Annotated in this window: 25 protein-coding genes; 8 read left to right on the forward strand and 17 right to left on the reverse strand. The window is 61.8% G+C overall.

The window, feature by feature from the left end; genetic code table 11:
- Window positions 1-5 precede the first annotated feature (5 nt).
- A complete protein-coding gene (locus N8H74_RS01350) occupies window positions 6-2,291 on the reverse strand; it encodes a heavy metal translocating P-type ATPase (protein WP_262145924.1) in 2,286 nt (761 codons plus the stop codon).
- A gap of 84 nt (window positions 2,292-2,375) precedes the next feature.
- Here N8H74_RS01350 and cadR point away from each other — a divergent pair, with 84 nt between their 5' ends.
- Entirely contained in the window at window positions 2,376-2,825 is a 450-nt protein-coding gene (gene cadR / locus N8H74_RS01355) for a Cd(II)/Pb(II)-responsive transcriptional regulator (RefSeq protein WP_262145925.1), read from the forward strand.
- A 20-nt stretch (window positions 2,826-2,845) separates the two neighbouring features.
- Here cadR and N8H74_RS01360 read toward each other — a convergent pair whose 3' ends face one another.
- From N8H74_RS01360 to N8H74_RS01375, 4 genes are all read right to left on the reverse strand, one after another.
- Entirely contained in the window at window positions 2,846-3,685 is an 840-nt protein-coding gene (locus N8H74_RS01360; RefSeq protein WP_262145926.1) for a hypothetical protein, read from the reverse strand.
- A 153-nt stretch (window positions 3,686-3,838) separates the two neighbouring features.
- Window positions 3,839-4,810 carry a thymidylate synthase gene (locus tag N8H74_RS01365; RefSeq protein ID WP_262145927.1) on the reverse strand — a complete coding sequence of 324 codons (972 nt, stop codon included), beginning with the start codon at window positions 4,808-4,810 and terminating at the stop codon, window positions 3,839-3,841.
- Between the two features lie 50 nt (window positions 4,811-4,860).
- On the reverse strand, window positions 4,861-5,676 hold the full coding sequence (gene lgt / locus N8H74_RS01370; RefSeq protein ID WP_217829376.1) for a prolipoprotein diacylglyceryl transferase: 816 nt from the start codon (window positions 5,674-5,676) through the stop codon (window positions 4,861-4,863).
- A 91-nt stretch (window positions 5,677-5,767) separates the two neighbouring features.
- Entirely contained in the window at window positions 5,768-6,550 is a 783-nt protein-coding gene (locus N8H74_RS01375; protein WP_262145928.1) for a sulfite exporter TauE/SafE family protein, read from the reverse strand.
- A gap of 131 nt (window positions 6,551-6,681) precedes the next feature.
- Here N8H74_RS01375 and N8H74_RS01380 point away from each other — a divergent pair, with 131 nt between their 5' ends.
- Window positions 6,682-7,428, forward strand: coding sequence for an NRDE family protein (locus tag N8H74_RS01380; protein ID WP_262145929.1), 747 nt, complete (start codon window positions 6,682-6,684; stop codon window positions 7,426-7,428).
- Between the two features lie 187 nt (window positions 7,429-7,615).
- On the opposite strand, the gene ptsP is transcribed toward N8H74_RS01380, so the two are convergent.
- Together ptsP and N8H74_RS01390 are read right to left on the reverse strand one after the other, a co-directional pair.
- Window positions 7,616-9,895 (reverse strand): phosphoenolpyruvate--protein phosphotransferase, encoded by a 2,280-nt coding sequence (gene ptsP / locus N8H74_RS01385; protein WP_217829373.1) that lies wholly within the window; start codon window positions 9,893-9,895, stop codon window positions 7,616-7,618.
- A gap of 22 nt (window positions 9,896-9,917) precedes the next feature.
- Entirely contained in the window at window positions 9,918-10,397 is a 480-nt protein-coding gene (locus tag N8H74_RS01390; protein WP_003229203.1) for an RNA pyrophosphohydrolase, read from the reverse strand.
- A gap of 142 nt (window positions 10,398-10,539) precedes the next feature.
- Here N8H74_RS01390 and N8H74_RS01395 point away from each other — a divergent pair, with 142 nt between their 5' ends.
- On the forward strand, window positions 10,540-11,196 hold the full coding sequence (locus tag N8H74_RS01395; RefSeq protein WP_262145930.1) for an HAD family hydrolase: 657 nt from the start codon (window positions 10,540-10,542) through the stop codon (window positions 11,194-11,196).
- A gap of 91 nt (window positions 11,197-11,287) precedes the next feature.
- On the opposite strand, the gene N8H74_RS01400 is transcribed toward N8H74_RS01395, so the two are convergent.
- Both N8H74_RS01400 and ilvA read right to left on the reverse strand, forming a co-directional pair.
- Window positions 11,288-11,713, reverse strand: coding sequence for a DUF2269 domain-containing protein (locus N8H74_RS01400; RefSeq protein WP_262145931.1), 426 nt, complete (start codon window positions 11,711-11,713; stop codon window positions 11,288-11,290).
- Between the two features lie 39 nt (window positions 11,714-11,752).
- Window positions 11,753-13,267: a threonine ammonia-lyase, biosynthetic gene (ilvA, locus tag N8H74_RS01405; protein ID WP_262145933.1), complete on the reverse strand. Its 1,515-nt coding sequence runs from the start codon at window positions 13,265-13,267 to the stop codon at window positions 11,753-11,755.
- A gap of 148 nt (window positions 13,268-13,415) precedes the next feature.
- Here ilvA and rpiA point away from each other — a divergent pair, with 148 nt between their 5' ends.
- Window positions 13,416-14,090 carry a ribose-5-phosphate isomerase RpiA gene (rpiA, locus tag N8H74_RS01410; protein ID WP_262145934.1) on the forward strand — a complete coding sequence of 225 codons (675 nt, stop codon included), beginning with the start codon at window positions 13,416-13,418 and terminating at the stop codon, window positions 14,088-14,090.
- A 58-nt stretch (window positions 14,091-14,148) separates the two neighbouring features.
- Here rpiA and N8H74_RS01415 read toward each other — a convergent pair whose 3' ends face one another.
- The 4 genes from N8H74_RS01415 to N8H74_RS01430 form a co-directional block, all read right to left on the reverse strand.
- Window positions 14,149-15,066, reverse strand: a complete 918-nt coding sequence (locus N8H74_RS01415; protein WP_262145935.1) for an SdiA-regulated domain-containing protein — start codon at window positions 15,064-15,066, stop codon at window positions 14,149-14,151.
- Window positions 15,067-15,183: 117 nt separating this feature from the next.
- Window positions 15,184-16,107 carry an SdiA-regulated domain-containing protein gene (locus N8H74_RS01420; protein ID WP_262145936.1) on the reverse strand — a complete coding sequence of 308 codons (924 nt, stop codon included), beginning with the start codon at window positions 16,105-16,107 and terminating at the stop codon, window positions 15,184-15,186.
- A gap of 184 nt (window positions 16,108-16,291) precedes the next feature.
- Window positions 16,292-16,957 carry a fumarylacetoacetate hydrolase family protein gene (locus tag N8H74_RS01425; RefSeq protein ID WP_262145938.1) on the reverse strand — a complete coding sequence of 222 codons (666 nt, stop codon included), beginning with the start codon at window positions 16,955-16,957 and terminating at the stop codon, window positions 16,292-16,294.
- Between the two features lie 41 nt (window positions 16,958-16,998).
- Window positions 16,999-18,393, reverse strand: coding sequence for an FAD-binding oxidoreductase (locus tag N8H74_RS01430; protein WP_217829365.1), 1,395 nt, complete (start codon window positions 18,391-18,393; stop codon window positions 16,999-17,001).
- 206 nt (window positions 18,394-18,599) lie between these two features.
- Here N8H74_RS01430 and serA point away from each other — a divergent pair, with 206 nt between their 5' ends.
- The gene (gene serA, locus N8H74_RS01435; protein ID WP_217829364.1) at window positions 18,600-19,829 is read left to right on the forward strand and encodes a phosphoglycerate dehydrogenase; all 1,230 of its coding nucleotides are present in this window, start codon (window positions 18,600-18,602) and stop codon (window positions 19,827-19,829) included.
- Between the two features lie 62 nt (window positions 19,830-19,891).
- Here the strand turns inward: serA and N8H74_RS01440 are convergent, their stop codons facing one another.
- On the reverse strand, window positions 19,892-20,317 hold the full coding sequence (locus N8H74_RS01440; protein ID WP_217829363.1) for a DUF4399 domain-containing protein: 426 nt from the start codon (window positions 20,315-20,317) through the stop codon (window positions 19,892-19,894).
- A gap of 134 nt (window positions 20,318-20,451) precedes the next feature.
- Between N8H74_RS01440 and N8H74_RS01445 the strand changes: the two genes are divergently transcribed.
- Complete coding sequence (locus tag N8H74_RS01445; protein WP_217829362.1) at window positions 20,452-21,015, forward strand: transporter substrate-binding domain-containing protein; 564 nt, start codon at window positions 20,452-20,454, stop codon at window positions 21,013-21,015.
- A 51-nt stretch (window positions 21,016-21,066) separates the two neighbouring features.
- Here the strand turns inward: N8H74_RS01445 and N8H74_RS01450 are convergent, their stop codons facing one another.
- Entirely contained in the window at window positions 21,067-21,552 is a 486-nt protein-coding gene (locus tag N8H74_RS01450) for a DUF523 domain-containing protein (protein WP_217829361.1), read from the reverse strand.
- A 1-nt stretch (window position 21,553) separates the two neighbouring features.
- The gene (locus N8H74_RS01455) at window positions 21,554-22,186 is read right to left on the reverse strand and encodes a 2OG-Fe(II) oxygenase (protein WP_262145940.1); all 633 of its coding nucleotides are present in this window, start codon (window positions 22,184-22,186) and stop codon (window positions 21,554-21,556) included.
- Between the two features lie 108 nt (window positions 22,187-22,294).
- Between N8H74_RS01455 and N8H74_RS01460 the strand changes: the two genes are divergently transcribed.
- On the forward strand, window positions 22,295-23,047 hold the full coding sequence (locus tag N8H74_RS01460) for a DUF2059 domain-containing protein (protein ID WP_262145941.1): 753 nt from the start codon (window positions 22,295-22,297) through the stop codon (window positions 23,045-23,047).
- Between the two features lie 23 nt (window positions 23,048-23,070).
- Here N8H74_RS01460 and N8H74_RS01465 read toward each other — a convergent pair whose 3' ends face one another.
- Window positions 23,071-24,018, reverse strand: a complete 948-nt coding sequence (locus N8H74_RS01465; protein ID WP_262145942.1) for an alpha/beta hydrolase — start codon at window positions 24,016-24,018, stop codon at window positions 23,071-23,073.
- Window positions 24,019-24,115: 97 nt separating this feature from the next.
- Between N8H74_RS01465 and N8H74_RS01470 the strand changes: the two genes are divergently transcribed.
- Entirely contained in the window at window positions 24,116-24,694 is a 579-nt protein-coding gene (locus N8H74_RS01470; RefSeq protein ID WP_217829357.1) for a DUF6436 domain-containing protein, read from the forward strand.
- Window positions 24,695-24,733: the final 39 nt, after the last annotated feature.

Here is a 24,733-nt window from a genome sequence, read left to right on the forward strand (position 1 = left end):
TCATATTATTTGCGCAGCAGGCGCAAGCCGTTGAACACCACCAACAGGCTCACGCCCATGTCGGCGAACACCGCCATCCACATGGTGGCGAGACCGGCGAAGGTTATCCCAAGAAAGATAGCCTTGATCACCAATGCCAGCGCGATGTTCTGTTTCAGGATGCTGGCGGTGTTGCGCGACAGACTGATGAAGGCCGGAATCTTGCGCAGATCGTCGTCCATCAGGGCGACATCGGCGGTTTCGATGGCGGTATCGGTGCCGGCGGCGGCCATGGCGAAACCGATCTCGGCCCGCGCCAGCGCCGGGGCGTCGTTGATCCCGTCACCGACCATGCCGACCCGGCGGCCCTGGGCATACAAGTCTTCGATGGCTTGCAGCTTGTCGGTCGGCAGCAAATCGCCCTTGGCCTGATCGATCCCGACCTGCGCCGCGATCGCCTGCGCGGTATGCACGTTGTCGCCCGTGAGCATCAGGGTTTTCACCCCCAGCTCATGCAGCTGACGGATCGCTTCGCGGCTGCTGTCCTTGACGGTGTCGGCCACGGCGAACAGCGCCAGCGGGCCGGACTTGTCGAGCAGCAGCACCACGGACTTGCCCTGTTTCTCCAGGGCGAACAGTTTTTCTTCCAGCGCCGGGGAACACAGGCCCAGCTCTTCGACCAGCCGATGGTTGCCCAAGTGGTAGGCCTGGCCGCCGATTTCGCCTTTTACGCCACGACCGCCCAGCGCCTCGAAGTTATCCACAATCAGCGCCGGATAGTTTTTATCCACAGCCGCGTTGGCGATGGCCAGCGAGACCGGGTGATCGGAGCGCCCGGCCAGGGCTGCGGCAATCGCTGGCGCGCTGGCGTCGGCGGTCGGATCGAGTGACAGGTAATCGGTCTGTACCGGTTTGCCGTGGGTGAGGGTGCCGGTCTTGTCGAGCGCCAGATAGTCGAGCTTGAAACCGCCCTCCAGGTACACGCCGCCCTTGACCAGAATGCCTTTGCGCGCCGCTGCAGCAAGACCGCTGACGATGGTCACCGGCGTGGAAATCACCAGCGCACACGGGCAGGCCACCACCAGCAGCACCAGCGCGCGGTAGATCCAGTCGAACCACGCCGCGCCCATGAACAGCGGCGGAATCAGCGCCACGCCCAAGGCAAAGATGAACACCGCGGGGGTGTAGATTTTCGAGAATTGATCGACGAAACGCTGGGTCGGTGCCCGGGCACCCTGAGCCTGCTCTACAGCGTGGATGATCCGCGCCAGGGTCGAGTTGTTGGCCGCTGCCGTCACCGCGTATTCCAGCGAACCGGCCTGGTTGATGGTGCCGGCGAAAACCTTGTCGCCAACGGTTTTCTCCACCGGCAGGCTTTCTCCGGTGATCGGCGCCTGATCGATGGTCGAACTGCCGCTGACGACTTCACCGTCCAGCGCGATGCGCTCGCCGGGCCTGACCCGCACGCGGGCGCCGAGATCGATGCTTTTCACCTCCAGTTCGACCCAGTTGCCGTCAGCCTGCAACACCGTCGCCTGCTCCGGCGTCATCTGCATCAAACCGCTGATGGCGTTGCGTGCGCGATCCAGCGAGCGCGCTTCAATCAGCTCGGCCACGGTGAACAGGAACATCACCATCGCCGCTTCCGGCCACTGGCCGATCAGCACGGCGCCGGTCACGGCGATGCTCATCAGCGCGTTGATGTTGAGATTGCGGTTCTTCAGGGCGATCCAGCCCTTTTTGTAAGTGCCGAGGCCGCCGCTGAGAATCGAGATCAGCGCGATGATCGCCACCACCCAGCTCGGCGCGGCGCTGGTGAAATGGATGACTTCAGCGGCCAGCGCACCGACACCGGACACCGCCAGCGGCCACCAGGGTTTTTTCACCGAAGCCTGAGCCGGGGCTTCAACGCCGGCCTCCAGCGGTTCGGCCTGCATGCCGATGGACTTGATCGCGTCGATGATCGGCGCGGTGTCCGCCAGGTTGTGGGTCACCCCGAGCACGCGGTTGATCAGGTTGAATTCCAGCTGCTGGATGCCGGCCAGCTTGCCCAGCTTGTTCTGGATCAGCGTCTGCTCGGTCGGGCAGTCCATCGCTTCGATGCGGAAACTGCTCAGCCGCGCGTCGGCGCTCGGCGCGGCGCTCAACTGAATCAGCGAAGGCGCGGCGGCTTTCGACGAACAGCAGGAGTCGCCGCCGTGGGAATGCTTGTGGACAGGCTGCAATTTGGCGCTGTGATCATGATTGTGATCGTGGCCATGCGGGTGATCGTGCCCGTCGCCGGGCTTGTGGGTGTGCAGGGAATCGCTCATTGGTCGCGTCCATGAAGGTGCCTGTTGCCAAGTAAAGACCCTGTAGCCACTATAGGGTCAAGCACCCTTTTGGAGATTGCCGTCATGAAGATCGGAGAACTGGCGAAACAGACCGATTGCGCTGTGGAAACCATCCGCTACTACGAACGCGAAAACCTGCTGCCGGAGCCGGCCCGCAGCGACGGCAACTACCGCGTCTACACCCAGGCCCACGCCGAGCGCCTGACCTTCATTCGCAACTGCCGCACCCTCGACATGACCCTGGAGGAAATCCGCGCCCTGCTGACCCTGCGTGACAGCCCGCAGGACCAGTGCGAAAGCGTCAACGCTCTGATCGACGAACATATCCTGCACGTCAAGGCGCGGATCGACGGGCTGCTGGCGCTGCAGACGCAACTGCTCGACCTGCGACAGCGTTGTGGCGAGGGACCGGAAGCGGATCAGTGCGGGATCTTGCAGCGCCTGGAAGTCAGTGGCGGGGTGGTGGCGGCGGAGGTTGAGCATTCGCACGTGGGCCGTAGTCACGGCCATTGAGTTCGCCACGACTTGTCGGGCTAGACCAGTTGGAACGCGAGGGTGCCCTGAGATCCCATACCGTACTTGGTCACCGAAGACATTCCCGCGCCTAAATAATAACTGCAGAAGACCTGAGCCCATTCTCCACGAAAGTCCTGATAGACCGAGGGCTGGATGTGTATGTGAAAAGGTTCGTCAGGGGTCACCGCCAACAGGCGTTGATGGTCTCTCCAGTTACGCGGGTTGGGGCCGGGCTGAGTATCACTGCGCCAGTTGACCTCGATGGCATTATTCGTCCGAAGATTGGCGACTCTTGGAATCTTCAGCACCACCCCATCTGGAAACTTATCGATCTCCAACTGGCCATTCACAACGCCTGGGATATCTATCGGACCCGTTTGCTCCAGCGCCGGTGCAACAGTCAGCATCAATGAAGCCGAAGGTATGACGCTCCCGCCTCTTGTAATGACCGCAATGACTTCGACCTTGCTGCCCACAAACCTCAAGGCTTCAGCATCTGAAATGGAAAATCGCAGGTGAGTGGTGAGATCGGTAACCGTTTGAGGCGGCAACAGGAAACCACCCCCTCCACCCTCGACTGCTTGCCCTTGCACGCGTATTTCATCGCCGATCTGATGATCGAGAAAATTGACTATGACTTCGAAAAAAACCGAATCCCTGAAAATGGGTGCTCCGTTGAGCACTTCAGTCGCCAATACACTTCCCCAAGGCCAGATGGATTCGAAATGATCAATCACTCCAGAGCCCGTTCGGCAACCTGCAAGCGGCGCGTAGGGTATGGCGCGCGGGCGCGGAGCGAGATAATCGATGGCCTGCTCCGAGAATCCGTGGGTTGGATCACCTGTAATCGTTGACATAGCGGGCTCCGCAAATAAGAAAAGGGTGTTTGACTGACCTCGGCCGAATGGCTCTTGATCAGTCAAACACCCTTTCATTCACCCGCCACCTGTCAGAGTTGACAGTCTGTTAGATCGTTTCGCAATCAAACAACGCTCGCAGAACCGGCTGGATCAAACCGCCATCGGCGCGGTCATCGGCGCATGGTGCTCGTAGCCTTCCAGCGAGAAATCGCCTGGCTCTACAAGCTCCAGCCATTCCGGCTGGTACACGCCGGTCTTGGCGAATTCCGGTACGCGGTCGGAGATTTTCAGTTTCGGCATGGCGAACGGCTCGCGCTTGAGCTGTTCGTTGAGCATGTCCAGGTGGTTTTCATAGACGTGCGCGTCGCCGATGAAATAGGTGAACCAGCGCGGCGTGTAACCGGTCAGGCGACCGATCAGGCTGAGCAGCGCGGCGCCTTCGGTGAGGTTGAACGGCGTGCCCAGACCCAGGTCGTTGGAGCGGATGTAGAGGGTCAGAGAGATCTCTTTGGTCTCGACATTCGGGTGGAACTGGTACAGCAGATGGCACGGCGGCAGGGCCATTTCGTCGAGCTGGGCGCAGTTCCAGCCGTGGAACAGGATACGGCGGCTGCCCGGATCCTTGATGATCGTGTCGACACACTGGCGCACCTGGTCGATGGCCTTGTACAGCACCACGTAGGCCTGGCCGTCCTCTTCGCCCTGGGCAATCTGCTTGTAGCCGTTGCTCAAGGTCTGCTCGATGGCCGCCGTGTTGCTCAGCGGAATCTGTTTGTACGCCGGCCATTTGCGCCATTGCACGCCGTAGATTTCGCCGAGGTCGTCGTCGCCCTGACGGAACGGGTTGGCCAGCCACTGGGCGTTTTCGTTGGCGTTCTGATCCCAGACCTTGCAGCCCAGCGCCCGGAATTCAGCGGCGTTGTTCACGCCCCGCAGAAAGCCGCACATCTCGCCGATGGCGGATTTGAAAGCCATCTTGCGGGTGGTGATCGCCGGGAAACCTTCCTGCAGATCGAAGCGCAACATGGCGCCCGGAAAACTGATGGTGTTCACGCCGGTACGGTTGGCCTGCTTGGTGCCGTTGGTGATGACGTGCGACACCAGATCGAGATATTGCTTCATGAGTTACCTGTGTCCTTGAGCCCCGGCCAACCGCGCCGGGGTTCGAATATTTAAGCCGTCGGTGCAACCGGTGCCGTCGGGGCACGGCGGTAGGCCAGCCAGATCAGGAACAGCCCGCCGATGATCATCGGTACGCAGAGTACCTGACCCATGGTCAGCCAGTTCCAGGCCAGGTAGCCCAGTTGCGCGTCCGGCACGCGGACGAATTCGACGATGAAACGGAAGATGCCATAGAACAGCGCGAACATGCCCGAGACCGCCATGGTCGGACGCGGCTTGCGCGAGAAAATCCAGAGGATCAGGAACAATGCCACACCTTCGAGCGCGAACTGATACAGCTGCGACGGATGACGCGGCAACTGCGCCGGATCGCTGAACGGCGGGAAGACCATGGCCCACGGTACGTCGGTCGCCTTGCCCCACAACTCGGCGTTGATGAAGTTGCCGATGCGTCCGGCGCCCAGGCCGATCGGCACCATCGGCGCCACAAAGTCCATCAGCTGGAAGAACGACTTGTTGTTGCGCTTGCCGAACCACACCGCCGCCAGCATCACGCCGATGAAACCACCGTGGAACGACATGCCGCCCTTCCACACTTCGAAAATCAGCGTCGGGTTGGCCAGGTAGGCGCTCAGATCGTAGAACAGCACGTAACCCAGGCGCCCGCCGACAATCACCCCCATCGACAGCCAGAACACCAGGTCGGAGAGTTTTTCCTTGGTCCAGGTCGGGTCGAAACGGTTGAGCCGGCGCGATGCCAGCAGCCACGCGCCGCCGATGCCGACGAGGTACATCAGGCCGTACCAGTGGATTTTCAGCGGACCGATGGCCAAAGCCACCGGGTCGATCTGCGGGTAAGGCAGCATTGCGACTCCTCGTTAGAGTTGAAAGCGAAATTCCCGGGGGACGCTGCCACCTCAGGATTAAGCCAGGATTGCGGACTGCCCGGAACCAAAGTCAGAGCAGAAAATTCAGGCCGACGCAGAACAGCAAAGCGGCGAACAGCCGTTTCAGCAACTTCGGCGACAACTTGTGGGCCAATCGCGCGCCGAGACGGGCGAAGACCATGCTGGTCAGGGCAATGCCCAACAGCGCCGGCAAATACACAAAACCGAGACTATGGGCCGGCAGCAACGGATCATGCCAGCCCAGAATCATGAAACTTAATGCACTTGCCAAAGCAATCGGCAAGCCGCAGGCCGACGACGTCGCCACCGCCTGCTGCATCGGCACGCTGCGCCAAGTCAGGAACGGTACGGTCAGCGAACCGCCACCGATGCCGAAAATCGCCGAGGCCCAGCCGATCACGCTGCCGGCCACGGTCAGACCGAGTTTTCCCGGCACCGTTCGGCTGGCCTTGGGTTTGAAGTCCAGCGCCAGTTGCACGGCGATCACCAGGGCAAACACGCCAATGATTTTTTGCAGGTTGGGGCCGGAAATCGCTTCGGCCGTCAGCGCGCCGAAACCCGCGCCGATCAGGATGCCAACGGTCATCCAGACAAAGATCGGCCAACGCACCGCGCCTCGCCGATGGTGTTCGCGCACGGCGTTGACCGAAGTAAAGATGATCGTCGCCAGCGACGTGCCGACCGCCAGGTGGGTCAGGATCGACGGATCGAAGCCCTGCAAGGTGAAACTGAACACCAGCACCGGGACGATGATAATCCCGCCGCCAACCCCGAACAGCCCGGCCAGCACGCCCGCACAGGCACCCAGCGCCAGATAGAGCAGAAATTCCATGACCGCCTCCCAAGGCGCATCCCCCAAACCGGAGCGGCATGGTAACGGATGCATGGCCTTCGGCTCCACTGGCGATGGATGCGTGGCCGATGTCTGCGTAGAGTGGGCAAAAAACACACAAGGACCACCTTATGTGCCTGATCGTTTTCGCCTGGCGACCGGGGCATGCCCAGCCGCTGATCGTCGCGGCCAACCGTGACGAGTTCTACGCCCGGCCCAGCCTGCCGCTGGCCCAGTGGCCGGAAGCGCCGCATGTGCATGCGGGCCGTGATCTGGAGGCGGGCGGCACCTGGCTTGGCCTCGGCGCCAACGGGCGCTTCGCCGCGCTGACCAACATCCGCGATCCCGGGCAACCGGCGTCGCGACGCTCCCGAGGCGAACTGGTGGCGGGGTTTCTTACCGCAAATCTGTCGATTGACGATTACTTGTCCGACGTTGTCGACCGAGCGCCGGAATATGCCGGGTTCAACCTGTTGCTGGGTAACGCCAACGAGTTGTGGCATTTCAATGCTCGGGCGTCGGAGCCGGTGATGTTGCAGACGGGGATCTACGGGGTATCCAACGCCGGGCTGGATACCCCGTGGCCGAAACTGCTCAAGGCCAAGGCGGCGCTGAGCGCGGTACTGGATGATCCGCAGCCCGAGCGCTTGCTGGAATTGTTGAGCGATGCGCAGACGGCGCCGGATGCCGAGCTGCCGGATACCGGGGTGGGACGAACGACCGAGTCGTTGCTGTCGAGCGTGTTCATTGCCAGCCAGAGCTACGGAACGCGGGCGAGTACGGCGCTGATTGTCCAGGCGGACGGGACGCGGCGGATGGTGGAGCGCAGTTTCGGGCCTTACGGGGGGCATCTCGGGGAAGTGGAGATTTGCATTTAACCCTTCCCTCACACCCCGCCCTCTCCCGGTGGGAGAGGAAGCCGACCGAGTTGTTTTACGCTATGCGTCGACCTGAAAGACCGAGTCGAACTCAGATTTGAAAACTACGAAGATCGGCTCCCTTTCCCCCCTCTCCCCTCTGGGGAGAGGGTTGGGGTGAGGGGTGACTTTCGAAACCGCTGAAAATCTAGGCAGGCTTGACCGACGCCGGATTGACCATCCGCGCCAACCCGAGGTTCTTCAGCGCCAGTTGCAGCGAGCTATGGATAACCTGCGGGTTGTCGATACCCATCAATTCCGCCAGCAGATCCTTGGCCTTGCTCAGGTTGATCTGACGCAGCATCCATTTCACCTTCGGCAGGTTGGTGGCGTTCATCGACAGGCTGTCGAAACCCATCGCCATCAACAGCACCGCCGCCGCCGGATCGCCGGCCATTTCTCCGCAGATGCTCACCGGCTTGCCTTCGGCATGGGCGTCGCGCACCACGGTCTGCAGGGCTTGCAGCACGGCCGGATGCAGGTAGTCATAGAGGTCGGCCACACGCGGGTTGTTGCGATCCACCGCCAGCAGATACTGGGTCAGGTCGTTGGAACCGACCGACAGGAAGTCGACCTGCCGCGCCAGTTCTTTGGTCTGGTACACCGCCGCCGGAATCTCGATCATCACCCCGACCGGTGGCATCGGCACGTCGGTGCCTTCGTCGCGCACTTCGCCCCAGGCACGGTGGATCAGGTGCAGCGCTTCTTCGAGTTCATGGATGCCGGAAATCATCGGCAGCAGAATCCGCAGGTTGTTCAGGCCTTCGCTGGCCTTGAGCATCGCGCGGGTCTGCACCAGGAAGATTTCCGGGTGGTCGAGGGTGACGCGAATCCCGCGCCAGCCGAGGAACGGGTTGTCTTCCTTGATCGGGAAGTACGACAGCGCCTTGTCACCGCCGATGTCCAGGGTACGCATGGTCACCGGTTGCGGGTGGAACGCGGCGAGCTGCTCGCGGTAGATCGCCAGTTGTTCCTTCTCGCTCGGGAAACGCTCGTTGATCATGAACGGCACTTCGGTGCGGTACAGGCCCACACCTTCGGCACCGCGCTTCTGCGCCCGCGCCACGTCCGCCAGCAGGCCGGTGTTGACCCACAGCGGCATGCGGTGACCATCGAGGGTCACGCAAGGCAGGTCGCGCAGGGAATCGAGGCCCAGCGCCAGTTGTTTCTCTTCTTCGACCACCTCGGCGTACTGCTTGCGCAACACTTCGCTGGGGTTGGTAATCACCTCGCCACGATTACCGTCGACGATCAGCTCGATGCCGTCGACCTTGGCATACGGCAGATCGACCAGGCCCATCACCGTCGGGATGCCCATGGCCCGGGCCAGGATCGCGACGTGGGAGTTGCCCGAGCCGAGTACCGACACCAGACCGACCAGGGTGCCTTCCGGCACCTCGCCGAGCATCCCCGGCGTCAGCTCCTCGCTGACCAGAATGGTTTTTTCCGGATAGACCAGGTTCTGCTTGCGCTCTTCCTGCAGGTAAGCGAGCAGACGCCGGCCCAGATCCTTGACGTCCGATGCCCGCTCACGCAGATACGCATCGTCCATCAGTTCAAAACGGTTGACGTGCTCGGTGACCACTTGGCGCAACGCGCCCTGCGCCCATTGGCCGGTCTTGATCACGTCGGTGATTTCGCTGCCCAGCGAGGCATCGTCGAGCATCATCAGGTAGACATCGAACAGCGCGCGCTCTTCCGGGCGCAACTGGGTCGCCAGCTTGGCGGACAAGGTACGCATGTCGGCGCGCACGCCTTCGATGGCGGTCTTGAACAGCGCCAGTTCGGCGTCGATGTCGATGATGGTCTTGTCCGGCACCACGTCCAGATCCGCCGGCGGCAGCATGACCACCGCCGTACCGACCGCCGCGCCCGGCGAACCCGGCACGCCGACGAACTTGGCTTCCTGGATGCCCTTGCCCTGCCGGCCCAGGCCTCGGATCGAACCGGTGGCCTCGGCGTGGGCAATAACGCCGGCGAGCTGCGCGCTCATGGTCACGAGGAAGGCTTCTTCGCCTTCGTCGAACTGACGGCGTTCTTTCTGCTGGATGACCAGCACGCCGACGACGCGGCGGTGGTGAATGATCGGCGCGCCGAGGAACGAGGCGTAGCGCTCCTCGCCGGTTTCGGCGAAGTAGCGGTAGCGCGGGTGATCCGCGGCGTTTTCGAGGTTCAGGGGTTCTTCACGCGTGCCGACCAGGCCGACCAGACCTTCGTTGGGTGCCATGCTGACCTTGCCGATCGAGCGCTTGTTCAAGCCCTCGGTGGCCATCAGCACGAAGCGATTGGTCTCGGGATCAAGCAGATAGACCGAGCAGACCTGGCTGCCCATGGCCTCTTTGACGCGCAACACAATAATCCCCAACGCCGCCTTGAGATCCTTGGCGGAGTTAACTTCCTGGACGATCTTGCGCAGCGTATTGAGCATGGCTCGGGGTCGAACTCCGTCGTCAGTCGCGCGCTAAAAGGCGCGGGGCAAGCTCTTTGAGAGCGCGGCGATACACTTCGCGCTTGAATGTCACCACCTGGCCCAACGGATACCAATAGCTGACCCAGCGCCAGCCATCGAACTCCGGTTTACCGGTCAAATCCATCCGCACCCGCTGCTCGTTGGAGATCAGGCGCAGGAGAAACCATTTCTGTTTCTGGCCGATGCACAGCGGTTGGCTGTGGGTACGCACCAGACGTTGCGGCAAACGATAGCGCAACCAGCCCCGGGTACAGGCGAGAATTTCAACATCTTCGCGTTCCAGGCCCACTTCTTCGTTCAGCTCGCGGTACAAGGCGTCTTCCGGGGTCTCTTCGGGGTTGATTCCCCCCTGCGGAAACTGCCAGGCATCCTGATTGATACGGCGAGCCCATAGCACCTGGCCGGCGTCATTCGTCAGAATGATCCCGACATTAGGGCGGAAACCATCGGGGTCGATCACGGCAACAACCTCGCAAACGCATGTCGCCGCATTGTTCCACAAAGATTGCGAAGGCAGCAACGCGGTTCCTAGCTTATGTGCACTCTTGTGAAAAGACCGTATTCTTGTCGCCTTTTTACAGACTTATCAGCGGGTAACTGCAATGCGCCTGGCTCTATTCGATTTGGACAACACCCTTCTGGGCGGCGACAGCGATCACGCCTGGGGCGACTACCTGTGCGAACGCGGCTTCCTCGACCCGGTCGCCTACAAGGCGCGCAACGACGAGTTCTATCAGGACTACCTGGCCGGCAAGCTGGATAACGCCGCGTACCTGAACTTCTGTCTGGAGATCCTGGGTCGCACCGAAATGGCCGTGCTCAAGCAATGGCACAACGATTACATGCGCGACTGCATCGAGCCGATCATGCTGCCCAAGGCGCTTGAACTGCTGAAAAAGCATCGTGATGCCGGCGACAAACTGGTGATCATCACCGCCACCAACCGCTTCGTCACCGCGCCGATCGCCGTGCGCCTGGGCGTCGAAACGCTGATCGCCACCGAATGCGAGATGGTCGACGGGCGCTACACCGGGCGCAGCACCGACGTGCCGTGCTTCCGTGAGGGCAAGGTGACGCGGCTGAATCGCTGGCTGGAAGAAACCGGGTATTCGCTGGACGACAGCTATTTCTACAGCGACTCGATGAATGATCTGCCGCTGCTGGAGCAGGTGGCGAACCCGGTGGCGGTGGATCCTGATCCGAACCTGCTGGCCGAGGCCGAAAAACGCGGCTGGCCGGTGATCAGCCTGCGCGGCTGAGATAACCCTCGCGGGCAAGCCCGCTCCCACCGTGGAATGCATTCTCCTGTGGGAGCGCTTGCCCGCGAAGCGGTCGACCCGGTATCAAGCCTTATACAGGCTTGGCCCCCATCAACCCGGCAATCGCCACAAAGCAGACCAGGCCGAACAGCGCCAGCGCCAGGCTGAACCGGCCCACGCCACCCGGCGCCTTGCGCAACCGGTTCAAGCGCACCAGCAACCAGAACCACGCCAGCGCCGCCACGGTGTAAAGCACGCTGGAGGCGAGAATCCACGTCTGCCCCAACGGCCAGCCCACCAGATGCACCATCCACCAGCCGGTGAACGGCATGCTCAGCAGTGCCAGCGCCATCAGCAGCCAGACGAACACCCGCGGCCGTTGCAAGGTGCGGCTGCCCGCCGTGGCATCACCGTTGCGCCTCGCGCGCCAGACCCAGAATCCCAGGCCCAGCGCACCGACCAGCAACACCACGGTTGCCACCACATGCGCCACTTTCAGGGCAGTTAACGTTTCCATCGCGCGTCTTCCTTAGGGCCTGCCCATCAGCGTAGCCGCTCAGCCAAGAAACAGCTGATAGGCCGGGTTGTCGCTTTCGTCCCAGTACGGGTAGCCGATTTCCTCAAGCGCCGCCGGCACCAGATGGCGCTCGTCGTGAGGTACTTGCAGGCCCGCCACGACCCGGCCATCCGCCGCGCCGTGGTTGCGGTAGTGGAACATCGAGATGTTCCAGCGTCCGCCGAGCTTGTTGAGGAAGTTGAACAGCGCGCCCGGCCGCTCCGGGAACTCGAAGCGCAGCACCACTTCATCGACCACCTGCGCCGCGCGCCCGCCCACCATATGGCGGATGTGCAGCTTGGCCAGTTCGTTGTCGGTCAGGTCGAGCACCGGAAAACCCTGCTCGGTCAGGCTCGCCAGCAGCGCGCTGCGCGGGTCGTTGTCCGGGTGAGTCTGTACGCCAACGAAGATGTGCGCTTCGCTGCCGGTGTTGTAGCGGTAGTTGAATTCGGTGATCTGACGCTTGCCGATGGCCTCGCAGAACGCCTTGAAGCTGCCGGCCTGCTCGGGGATGGTCACAGCGATGATCGCCTCGCGACCCTCGCCCAGCTCGGCGCGTTCGGCGACGTGGCGCAAGCGGTCGAAGTTGACGTTGGCCCCGGAGTCGATGGCGACCAAGGTCTGGCCGCTGACGCCGCGCTGCTCGACGTACTTCTTGATCCCGGCCACGCCCAGCGCACCGGCAGGTTCGGTGATCGAGCGGGTATCGTCGTAGATGTCCTTGATCGCCGCGCAGATTTCATCGGTGCTGACGGTAATCACCTCGTCGACGTAATCCTTGCAGATGTCGAAGGTGTGCTGGCCGATCTGCGCCACGGCCACGCCGTCGGCGAAGATGCCCACGGTCGGCAGCACCACGCGCTGGCCCGCCGCCATCGCCGCTTGCAGGCAGTTGGAGTCGTCCGGCTCGACGCCGATGACCTTGATGTCCGGGCGCAGGTATTTGACGTAGGCCGCGATGCCGGCGATCAAACCGCCGCCGCCGACCGGAACGAAGATCGCGTCCAGCGGCTGCGGGTGCTGGCGCAGAATCTCCATTGCCACCGTGCCCTGCCCGGCAATGGTGTGCGGATCATCGTAAGGGTGAATGTAGACGTAGCCCTTTTCGTCGACCAGTTTCAGCGAATAAGCCAGCGCCTCGGGGAACGAATCGCCGTGCAGCACCACTTTGCCGCCACGGGAGCGCACGCCTTCGACCTTGATCTCCGGGGTGGTCTTGGGCATCACGATGGTCGCTTTCACGCCCAGCACTTTCGCCGCCAGGGCCAGGCCCTGCGCATGGTTGCCCGCCGACGCGGTGACCACGCCACGGGCGCGCTCTTCGTCGCTCAACTGGGTCAGCTTGTTGTAGGCGCCGCGAATCTTGAACGAGAAAACTGGCTGCAAGTCTTCGCGCTTGAGCCAGATATCGTTGCCCAGCCGCTCGGAGAGCTGGCGAGCGTTCTGCAGCGGGGTTTCTACGGCAACGTCATAAACGCGCGAGGTGAGGATCTTCTTGACGTACTGTTCGAGCATCGGAAAGCATCACTGAGCGGGTTGGGCAGGGCCAAGGAGTCTAACCCGGCTTTTGTCCGGACGACCACACGATTCCAGAGGTTTTAGCGACGCTTGAGGCTATAATGCCGGCCTTTCCGTTCTCACCTTGCCCGCTTCCGGAGCCCGCATGACCCAGGATCAACTCAAACAGGCCGTGGCCCAGGCCGCCGTGGACTTCATCCTGCCGAAACTCGACGACAAGAGCATCGTCGGCGTCGGCACCGGCTCCACCGCCAACTGCTTCATCGACGCTCTGGCCCAGCACAAGGGCGCGTTCGACGGCGCGGTCGCCAGTTCCGAAGCCACGGCCGCGCGCCTCAAGGGCCACGGCATTCCGGTTTACGAGCTGAACACCGTGAGCAACCTGGAGTTCTACGTCGACGGCGCCGATGAAAGCGACGAGCACCTGAACCTGATCAAGGGCGGCGGCGCGGCCCTGACCCGCGAGAAGATCGTGGCAGCCGTGGCCGAAACCTTCATCTGCATCGCCGACGCCAGCAAACTGGTGCCGGTGCTGGGCGCGTTCCCGCTGCCGGTGGAAGTGATCCCGATGGCCCGCAGCCATGTTGCCCGCCAGCTGGTCAAACTCGGCGGCGACCCGGTCTACCGCGAAGGCGTGCTGACCGACAACGGCAACATCATCCTCGACGTACACAACCTGCAGATCACCAATCCAGTGGAGCTGGAAGCGCAGATCAACGCCATCGTCGGCGTGGTCACCAACGGCCTGTTCGCCGCGCGCCCGGCGGATCTGCTGCTGCTCGGCACCCCTGAAGGCGTGAAGACCCTGACTGCCGAATAAGCAAAACGACCGGTGGGAGCGGGCAAGCCCGCTCCCACACAGGTTTTAGTGGTGTTGGTCAGTTCTGCACCGGCTTGCGGAAGACGTAGAACAGGTTCGGCTCGCTCACCAGATACAGCGCGCCCTCGTCATCCATCGCAATGCCTTCCGCCTGCGGTACGGTTTTCTTCAGGCCCTGCCGGCCACCGCTCAGGGACATGGTGCTCAACGGGCGCCCGTCCACATCCAGTTCCAGAATCAGCCGTGACTCGTCGGACAGCGCCAGCAGGTGGCCGCTGCGCTCGTCGTATTGCAGGCTCGACAGATCACGCACGAACATCCCGGCGTCGCGCTTGGGATTATTGATCACATGCACCGCGTAGGACTTTTCCGGATTGAAGTGCGGAAATCCATGCACCTCGTAGATCAGCATCGGGTCACGCTCCTTGGCGACAAACAGACGCTTGCCCACCGAGTCATACGCCAGCCCCTCGAAACCCTTGTTGCCGCTCATGTGTACACCGAGGGTCATTTGCTCGGCATCCGCCGCATCGAGGAACCTGGTGTCGGCCTCCACATGGATTTTGATCAAGCGCTGCTGGCGCTCGTCGGTGATCACGTAGGTGTCGGCGCTGATGAACTCCACCGCCTCCGGATCACCGAAGCCGATCAGCGCGATCCGGCGCAGGATCTTGCCTTCAAGAGAAAGCTCAATCAGCTCGGCATTCTTGTTGGTCACGGTGAACAGGCTTTTGCGCACCGGATCGTAGGTCAGCGCCGAAACATCATCATCCAGCCCGTCGATCCCATGCGCCTCGATCTCCACCCGATACTGGTCCAGGCCAATGGCCTCGCTGCTCAGCGGCTGCCACAGGGTATGCAGATTGAACCAGGCGCGCTCGAACAGGCGCAGGTATTGGCCGATCGCGATCAACGCGATCAGGGCAATCACCGAAAGGATGACAAACAAGGGTTTGGGGCGGGTAAATCGGCGCATTCAGGCAGGCTCGGCATCAAAACAGGCGGATGAAATATCACGCCTGTCTGAACTGAAGCTTAATGGCCACTTGCCGCGATCTACAACTGCACAATTGCGTAAGGGTTGCAGGAGCGATCAGCGCTGCTTTTCGAAGCGGTAGAACAGGTTCGGCTCACTGACCATGTACAGCGTGCCGGCTTCATCCATGGTCACGCCTTCGGCACGGGGGATGGTGCTCTTCAGACCGTTGAAACCGCCGAGCAGGGTCATGAAGCTGACTTGCTCGCCCTTCTCGTCCAGCTCCAGCAACAGGTGGGAATCGGCGGACAGCACCAGGGTGTGGCCGGTGCGCGGATCGATCGCCAGGGCCGAGAGGTTGCGGATGTCCAGTTCGTCGCTGTCGAGTTTGCGCTTGTCGCCGGCGAGGGTCTGGCTGCCATCGCTTTTCCAGGTGAACAACGCGGGCGGACGCTCCTCACCCAACAGCAGTTGCTGATTGCGCTTGTCCCAGGCGACCGCCTCAAAGGCCTTGTTCTGGTTTTTCGACGGGCCGAGGTCGTATTTCGGGAAGTCGGCGACGTTCAGTTCACGGGTATTGGCGTCAACCTTGACGATCGTCAGCAGGTGCTCACGCTCATCGACGATCGCCATCAGGCCGTTTTCCATCACCGTCACGCCTTCCGGATTGCTCCAGCCCACCAGCGGCATCTTGCGCAGCACATCGCCCTGCAGGGTCAGTTCGACCAGGAACGGATTCTTGCCCATCACCGAGAACAGGGTTTTGGTCTGCGGGTTATAGGACAGGTCCGAGGCCTCGTCCTTTTCCATGCCCGGCAGCAGCTTGGCGTCGATCACGGCCCGATAATCCGGCAGCCAGACACTTTCGCTGCGCTCGGCGGGGCTTTCGAAGCGCTCCAGCACCCACAGCACGCCACGGTCATCCCAATGCATGACGAACGCCAGGCCATACACAGCAGCGGCCACCAGCAACAGCCAGGAATACCAGCGCATGGCGAAGCGCGAACGACGGGAGGTTTTGAGCTGAGTTTGAGATGACATCAAGGGACGCGTTCCGAAAATTCAGGCTATGGGTAATAGCACAAAGAGGCCGGCTCAGACGCCAGAATTGCGGAAATTATCCAGACAGGATGTGAAAAAAACGGCAAATGGCGGGATTGCCGTGTGTTGCCAACAACCAAATTGGGAGCGAGCAAGCCCGCTCCCACAGTTTGCCGTGTTGCGCTTAGCGCACGCTGCTGGTGAAGCGGCTGGCGCCCGGCAGTTCCAGCACGAGGTCATCACCTACATTCAGCGGACCGACGCCCACCGGCGTGCCGGTGAGGATCACGTCGCCGGCCTGCAGCGAGAAGCAGCCGGCCATGTGCTGGATCATCGGCACGATCGGGTTGAGCATCGCGCTGCTGTTGCCGTCCTGGCGCACTTCGCCGTTGATGGTCAGGCGAATGCCGATGTCAGTCAGGTCGGCAAAGGTGCTGGCGGCCACGAACGGTGCGATGACCGCTGCGCCGTCGAAGGACTTGGCGATTTCCCACGGCAAGCCCTTGGACTTGAGCTCGGCCTGCTTGTCGCGAAGGGTCAGGTCCAGCGCCGGGGCGAAACCGGAGATGGCGTCCAGCACTTCTTCGACGCTTGGCCTGGTCGACAGCGGCTTGCCGATCAACACGGCGATTTCCGCCTCGTAATGCACCGAACCGCGCTCGGTCGGAATGCTGAAACCGCCTTCCAGCGGCACCACGCAACTGCCGGGCTTGATGAACAGCAGCGGCTCGGTAGGGACCGGGTTGTCCAGTTCCTTCGCGTGTTCGGCGTAATTGCGCCCGATGCACACCACTTTCCCCAGCGGAAAGTGAATTCGCGTGCCGTCGACATACTGGTGCTGATAGCTCATTTACCGACTCCTGCCTTCATTGATTCATCAGGGATTGCAGATCAAACCGCGAAGATTTTGCCCGGGTTCATGATGCCGTTCGGGTCGAACACCGCCTTTACGGCTTTCATGTACTCGATTTCCACCGGCGAGCGGCTGTAGGTCAAGTAATCGCGCTTGGTCATGCCCACGCCATGTTCGGCGGAGATCGAACCGTTGTACTTCTCGACGGTTTCGAACACCCACTTGTTGACGGTGGCGCACTTGGCGAAAAACTCGTCCTTGCTCAGGTTGTCCGGCTTGAGGATGTTCAGGTGCAGGTTGCCGTCGCCGATGTGGCCGAACCAGACAATTTCGAAATCCGGGTAGTGTTTGCCGACGATCGCGTCGATTTCCTGGAGGAACGCCGGGACTTTCGAGATGGTGACCGAAATGTCGTTCTTGTACGGCGTCCAGTGGGAGATGGTTTCGGAGATGTATTCGCGCAGCTTCCACAGGTTCTGCAACTGGGTTTCGCTCTGGCTCATCACGCCGTCCAGCACCCAGCCCTGTTCGACACAATGCTCGAACGTCTCGAGGGCGCTGTTGGCCACCTCTTCGGTGGTCGCTTCGAACTCCAGCAACGCGTAGAACGGGCAATCGGTTTCGAATGGCGCCGGCACGTCACCACGACCCAGCACCTTGGCCAGGGCCTTGTCGGAGAAGAATTCAAAAGCGGTCAGGTCGAGCCGGCCCTGGAAGGCGTGCAGCACCGGCATGATCGAGTCGAAATCCTGGGTGCCGAGCACCATCGCCGTAAGGTTTTTCGGCGCACGGTCCAGGCGCATGGTGGCCTCGACCACAAAACCCAGGGTGCCCTCGGCGCCGATGAACAGCTGGCGCAGGTCATAACCGGTGGCGTTCTTGATCAGGTCCTTGTTCAGCTCCAGCACATCACCCTTGCCGGTGACGACCTTCATGCCCGCGACCCAGTTGCGGGTCATGCCGTAGCGAATGACCTTGATCCCGCCGGCATTGGTGCCGATATTGCCGCCAATCTGACTGGAGCCGGCCGAAGCGAAGTCCACCGGATAGTAGAGGTCATGTTCTTCGGCGGCATTCTGCAATTGTTCGGTGACCACGCCCGGCTGACAGACGGCAGTGCGGTCGGTGAGGTTCACGTCGAGAATCTGGTTCATGTAGTCGAACGACACCACCACTTCACCATTGGCCGCCACCGCGGCGGCTGACAACCCGGTGCGCCCGCCGGACGGCACCAGCGCGACCTTGTGCGTGTTGGCCCAGCGCACAATAGCCTGCACCTGCTCGATGCTCTTGGGGAACACGATGGCGCTCGGCGCCGGGGCGAAGTGCTTGGTCCAGTCCTTGCCGTACGCATTCAGGGAGTCGGCATCGGTCAATACTTTGCCAGGCTCAACCAGGGTCTTCAGTTCATCAATCAGGGCAGGACTGGTCATCGACAGAACTCTCGAACAATTCATGGTCATCCTGAAGACGCTTCACGTCGCAGGAATGAGTGTTTAGCGGGGTGGCTATGCTAGCATACCGACCCCGCAGGACAGTGCCCAAGGCCTGATCTGCGGCGACGGCTTTCCTGCCGTGCGGGTCAGCTCCGGGCTGCGCCCTTCCCTGCCATTTTTCTCCGGGATACAGGTTTACGCAGATGAGCAAGACTTCTCTCGATAAGAGCAAGATCAAGTTCCTTCTTCTCGAAGGCGTCCACCAATCGGCTGTCGACGTCCTCAAGGCGGCGGGCTACACCAGCATCGAGTACCTCACAGGTTCCCTGCCGGAAGCCCAGCTCAAGGAAAAGATCGCTGACGCTCACTTCATCGGCATTCGTTCGCGCACCCAACTGACCGAAGAGATCTTCGATCACGCGAAGAAGCTGGTAGCTGTCGGCTGTTTCTGCATCGGCACCAACCAGGTTGACCTGGAAGCGGCCCGCGAGCGCGGCATCGCCGTGTTCAACGCGCCGTACTCCAACACCCGCTCCGTGGCGGAGCTGGTACTGGCCGAAGCGATCCTGCTGCTGCGCGGCATCCCCGAGAAAAACGCTTCCTGCCACCGTGGCGGCTGGATCAAGAGCGCGGCGAACTCCTTCGAGATCCGTGGCAAGAAGCTGGGCATCGTCGGCTACGGCTCGATCGGCACCCAACTGTCGGTCCTGGCCGAAGGCCTGGGCATGCAGGTGTTCTTCTACGACACCGTGACCAAGCTGCCGCTGGGCAACGCGACCCAGGTCGGCAACCTGCACGAACTGCTGGGCATGTCCGACATCGTCACCCTGCACGTTCCTGAAACCGCCGCGACCCAGTGGATGATCGGCGAGAAGGAAATCCGCGCCATCAAGAAGGGCGGTATCCTGATCAACGCCGCGCGCGGCACCGTGGTCGAGCTGGATCACCTGGCCGCCGCGATCAAGGACAAGCACCTGATCGGCGCCGCCATCGACGTGTTCCCGGTGGAGCCACGCTCCAACGACGAAGAGTTCGAAAGCCCGCTGCGTGGCCTGGACAACGTCATCCTGACCCCGCACATCGGTGGCTCGACCGCCGAAGCGCAAGCCAACATCGGTCTGGAAGTGGCGGAAAAACTGGTCAAGTACAGCGACAACGGTACATCGGTATCGTCCGTGAACTTCCCCGAAGTGGCCCTGCCGGCTCACCCTGGCAAGCACCGCCTGTTGCACATCCACGAGAACATCCCGGGTGTGATGAGCGAGATCAACAAGGTCTTCGCCGAAAACGGCATCAACATTTCCGGTCAGTTCCTGCAGACCAACGATAAAGTCGGCTACGTCGTGATCGACGTCGACGCCGAATACTCGGAGCTGGCGCAAGAGAAGCTGCAACACGTCAACGGCACCATCCGTAGCCGCGTGTTGTTCTGATCGCGTCCTGAGCTGCAAAAAAAGGGAGCCTTCGGGCTCCCTTTTTCATGCCTGTGGAAAAGTCATTCCACGTTGACGGTGATCTTCTTCGAAACGATCGGCGGATCGAACGCCATGTGGCCGCTGTCACCCAGTTCCAGTTGCAGGGTGTGCTTGCCCGGGGCCAGTTTGATCTCAGCCTGGGTCTGTGCCTTGCCGAAGTGCATGTGGTTAGCGTCGGTCGGGACGACCGAGCCGGCCGGGACGATGTCCTTGGCATCGATCAGCAGGTGATGGTGACCGGTGTTCTTGGTGACATCACCGGCCGGGGCCAGCGCGATGTCCTTGACACCGAACTTGACGGTGAACGTCTGCGAAACGGTCGCCCCGTCCTCGGGAGAAACGATGAACACTTCTGCACCTTTCGGCGCCGGGGTTGCCGCACTCGCCAGCACCGAAACACCCATCAGCACACCAGCCAACGCTGCACGTGACATAAAGCTTTTCATTTTCTTCTCCAGTTTTTCCGTAAAATCCGCACGGTCATGACAACTTCATGACCATTCGTTGTCGAAGGCACTCGACAACCATAGCAAAGCGAGCCTGAACAGCAGGCCGCGACAATGATTTCAAAGGAGTGACCATGCGTTTTCTGCCTGGCCTGATCTGCCTGCTTCCCCTTCTGAGCCCGCTGGCTCATGCCGAACTGATTGATGACGTCAACGACCGTGGCGAGTTGCGCATAGCCCTTGAGGCTAATACACCGCCCTTCAATTTCAAGGAAGGCGACACGCTCACGGGGTTCGAGGTCGAGCTGGGTCAGCTGTTGGCCCAGGAGCTGGATGTGCGCGCCGACTTTATCGTCACCGACGCCAGTGATCTGCTCCAGGGCGTTGAAAGCGGCAAGTACGACGTCGCGCTCAACCACATAGCACTGACACCGGAACTCAAGGATCGTTTCGACTTCAGCGAGCCCTACAGCCACGTCGATGCGCAATGGCTGGCAAAAAAGGATGAGCAGCCACGGCCGCTGGTGCTGGTACAGGCGCTGACCGAAGAAAAACCCAAGGAGGGGCCGCCGGTGGAACTGGCGATTCCGTTCCAGAAGGGCAATCCGGCGTTTCACGCCAGCCTGGAGAACGCGCTGCAGCGGATCAAGGCGGATGGGCGATTGGAGGCGTTGTCGAAGAAGTGGTTGAAACCTTAGACGCTCGCTCTCCCGGAGGGAGAGGGCTGGGGTAAGGGTGAAGATTCCGGATCAGTGCAACATTTCCAGAGCCACCGCAGCCTCAGCCAACTCAAGCTCGCTGAAAACCTGCACGCCATGGCGCTTGAGCAACGCGGCGGTAACGCCCTCGCCACTCACCTTTACCCCACTGAACGTCCCGTCATAGGTCAACAGATTCCCGCACGAAGGGCTGTTGGCCTTGAGCACCGCCACCCGAATCCCGTGCTTTTGCACCAGCGCCAGCGCCTGCCGCGCACCGTCCAGAAACTGCGCACTGACATCTTCGCCCTCGGTGGTCATCACCGACGCCAGGCCATCAAGCACTTCCCCGCCCTGCCCGCCGGGAATCTCTGCTGCCGCCCGTGGCGTCGGCAGGCCGCCGGCAACCTCCGGACACAGCGGCACTACCCGGCCTTCGCTGATCCACTGTTCCAGCCGATCGAACGGCCCGCTGGCGCCACCGTCGTAACGCACGCGATGGCCCAGCAGGCAGCGGCTGACGAGGATCTTTTCCATCTCAGAACGGCTCGTTGCCACGACGGCGGAACCAGCCGGTCAGCGACAGGCGCTCACGATTGGCCGGCAGGACTTCGTGAGGCACTTCGCCGGAGAGGAACACCACCAGACAACCCCCGGTAGGCTGCACGTCATAGGCCCGATCCTCGTCGAGGTACATGCGCAACTGACCGCCATCCTCCGGCAACCAGCCGTCGTTGAGGTAGATCACCGCCGACACCATGCGCCGGTCATCGTCGCGGAAACGGTCGACGTGCCGCCGATAGAACGCCCCCGGCGGGTACAGGGCGAAATGGCATTCGAAGTCTTCCAGCCCGAGAAACAACCCGCGATTGAGGGCCTCGCGCAAGCCGTCCATCAGGCCCAGGTAGCGGTCACTGGCTGCGGATTCGCCCGGTTCGATCCACTGGATATGGTCACCCCGAATCCCCTCGCGAATCTCCGAGGCCGGCCCGCGCCCGACCGCCGCCGGTGCCAGTCCGCCTTCGGCCGAACGTTTGCGGCACTCGGCCGCCAGCGCGCGGGTCAAATCCGCAGGCAGGAAAATGTTCTGCTGCGACCAGCCGCGCTCGGCCAGGTCGTCGACGATACGTAACAGCAGCGGGTGATCTGAGGATATTTGCATGGCGCGCATAGTATGCCTGCGGCAAGAAATCCGACAGAGCCACGCGGCGGCTTGATACGAATTCTCGACAAGTCCTGGCACCGCACGGAGAATAGTCCGCTGCTGACAGGAGTCCCTATGCGCCGTTTGCTTTTTTCACTGCTGATGTTCTGTGTTTTGCCCGCCTGGGCGGACAACCACGACCAGTTGTACAAGGTCGCCGGTTGGCCAGAACAACGCGCGCATTTCAACGACGCCCTGACCGCCGCTCAGCAGCGCTACCAGAGCAGTCTGCCGCCAGCGGTGTTCCAGGCCCTGGTGAGCAACAGCAACCAGCGCTTCGCCCCACAGGCCATGGACCAGCGCGCCGAAGCGCAACTGCGCAAGAACCTCGCCGACCCGAAACCGGCCCTGTCCTTTTTCCAGACCCCGCTGGGCAAGAAAATCGTCGCCGCCGAATTGCTGGCGACCCGTCGCGATCAACTGGCGAAAAACGCCAAGGGCCTGCCGAAGATGCCGGCCAGCGACAGTCGCCTGCTGATTATCGGTCACCTCGCCCAGGCCCTGCCCGCCCGCGAAGCCGGCGCCGAGGTCAGCCTGGCGATTGCCGGAGTGGCGGCGGACAGCCTGAGCTCGATGATCCCCGGCCTGCTCGGCGGCGGTCAGGCCCAGGGCATGTTGAATGGGCAACGCCAGCGCCTGATGGATCAGATCGGCGCCGACCTGAACAACACACTGCTTTACGTCTATCGCGATCTGTCGGATGAAGAGCTGGAAGAGTTCGCGACCTTCGCCGAGTCCACCGAAGGCAAGGCCTACTATCAAGCCGCCTTGGCGGCGATCCGGGCGGGACTGGCGGTGGGGCAAAGCACCTCGAACCTCAGCCAGTAATGGCTTGGGCCGGCTCGCAAACCCTACACATTCCGCCCTTTGATCCGCTTGGTCAGAAACTCGAAATACTCCCGGCGCATATCCGCCGTCTCATTCGCCAGATGATGCCGCGCGTCCGCCAACAACAGGATTTGCGGTCGGTCGAACTTCCACTTCAACACCTGCAGGTTGTGCTGCCAGTCCACCGTCATGTCCGCCTGCCCCTGAATCACCAGGGGCCGTCGCGGACTTTTTTTCGCATGTTCCACCCGGATGATCCAGCGACTCAACGCCCCGACCCAGCGCGTCGGCAAACGCTGCGGCTGCAACGGATCGGCCTGCAGGAACGGCAGGAAGTCCGGGTCATTGGAGTTTTCGCTGAAGCGCCGGGCGATGCCCCGGACGAAGGGCCGCAGCAGGTAATAGCTCAACTGCGACCAGCCCCAGGCGCGCGGACGCACCAGTGGCGCGAAGAGGATCAGTTGCCCCTGGGCCGGGCTGTTCTCGCCATGGTTGAGCACATGATCGACCACGATCGCCCCGCCCGTGCTTTGCCCACACAGGTGCCACGGTTGTGGCAGGGCAATCGAGCGCGCTTCGGCAAACAGCGCCTGCAAGGTGTCCTGGTACTCGGAGAAGTCGCGGATGCTTGCCCGCTCGCCACTCGACAGACCATGCCCCGGCAAGTCACAGGCAATCACCGCAAACCCCTGATCCAGCGCCCACTCGATCACATGCCGATAGAGCCCGGTGTGGTCATAGAAACCATGCAACAGAAACAGCGTCGCCTTGACCGTTTCCGGCCACCAGCAGTGGCTGACCAGCTCATAACCGTCGACCTCGAAACGGCCCATGCCACGCCACATGTCCCGGCCGGGAAAGTCAGTCTGGTAAAAGCGCTGATACGCCTTCGCCTCGTCCGACAACGGCTGCCACTCGGCCAAAGGCTTGAGGCTGGCGCGTAAATGATCGGGATCGAAAGTGGCGGACATGGGCATTTCCAGAACGGTGAACAGACTTTATCGGCCTGCGATATTCATCTGTCGCGGCAAGCATGGCAAGCTAGCGCGCTCTCGAGGATCGAAAACCATGCGTCCGCCCTACCGCACCGCGCTGTTCGCCAGCCTGCTCGCCATCGTGTGCGTCGGCGTGCTGTGGGCGGCATACGACTGGTTCCAGGGCCGTTATCTGCGGGCGTTCAGCGAACACACGGCGGTGTTTTCCGGCGATCCGTTGCGCCTGCCCGACGACCTCGCCGGCCCCGGCAACATCCGTCTGGTGCATTTCTGGGACCCGGCCTGTCCGTGCAACGTCGGCAATCAACAGCACCTGAGCGAAATGGTCGAGCAGTTCGGCCCCAAAGGGGTGGAGTTCTTCGCCGTACAGAAACCCGGCAGCCACGGCCAACTCCCCGCCACCCTCGGCACGCTCAAGACCATCGCGATCCTGCCCGGTGCCGAACAAGTCCCCGCCAGCCCCGCTGTGGCAATCTGGGACCGCAGCGGCAAACTCGCGTACTTCGGCCCCTACAGCGAGGGCCTGACCTGTAATTCCAGCAACAGTTTTATCGAACCGATCCTGCATGCATTGAGTGAGGATCGACCGGTGAATGCCACGCATACGCTGGCGGTGGGTTGCTATTGCCCTTGGCCCGTGGACACGAAGTAAGGCATTCCGGACATTTCGAGGACGGCGATGCGCGGCACA

The sequence above is a fragment of the Pseudomonas sp. B2M1-30 genome (assembly GCF_025447575.1).
Taxonomy (GTDB): domain Bacteria; phylum Pseudomonadota; class Gammaproteobacteria; order Pseudomonadales; family Pseudomonadaceae; genus Aquipseudomonas; species Aquipseudomonas botevensis.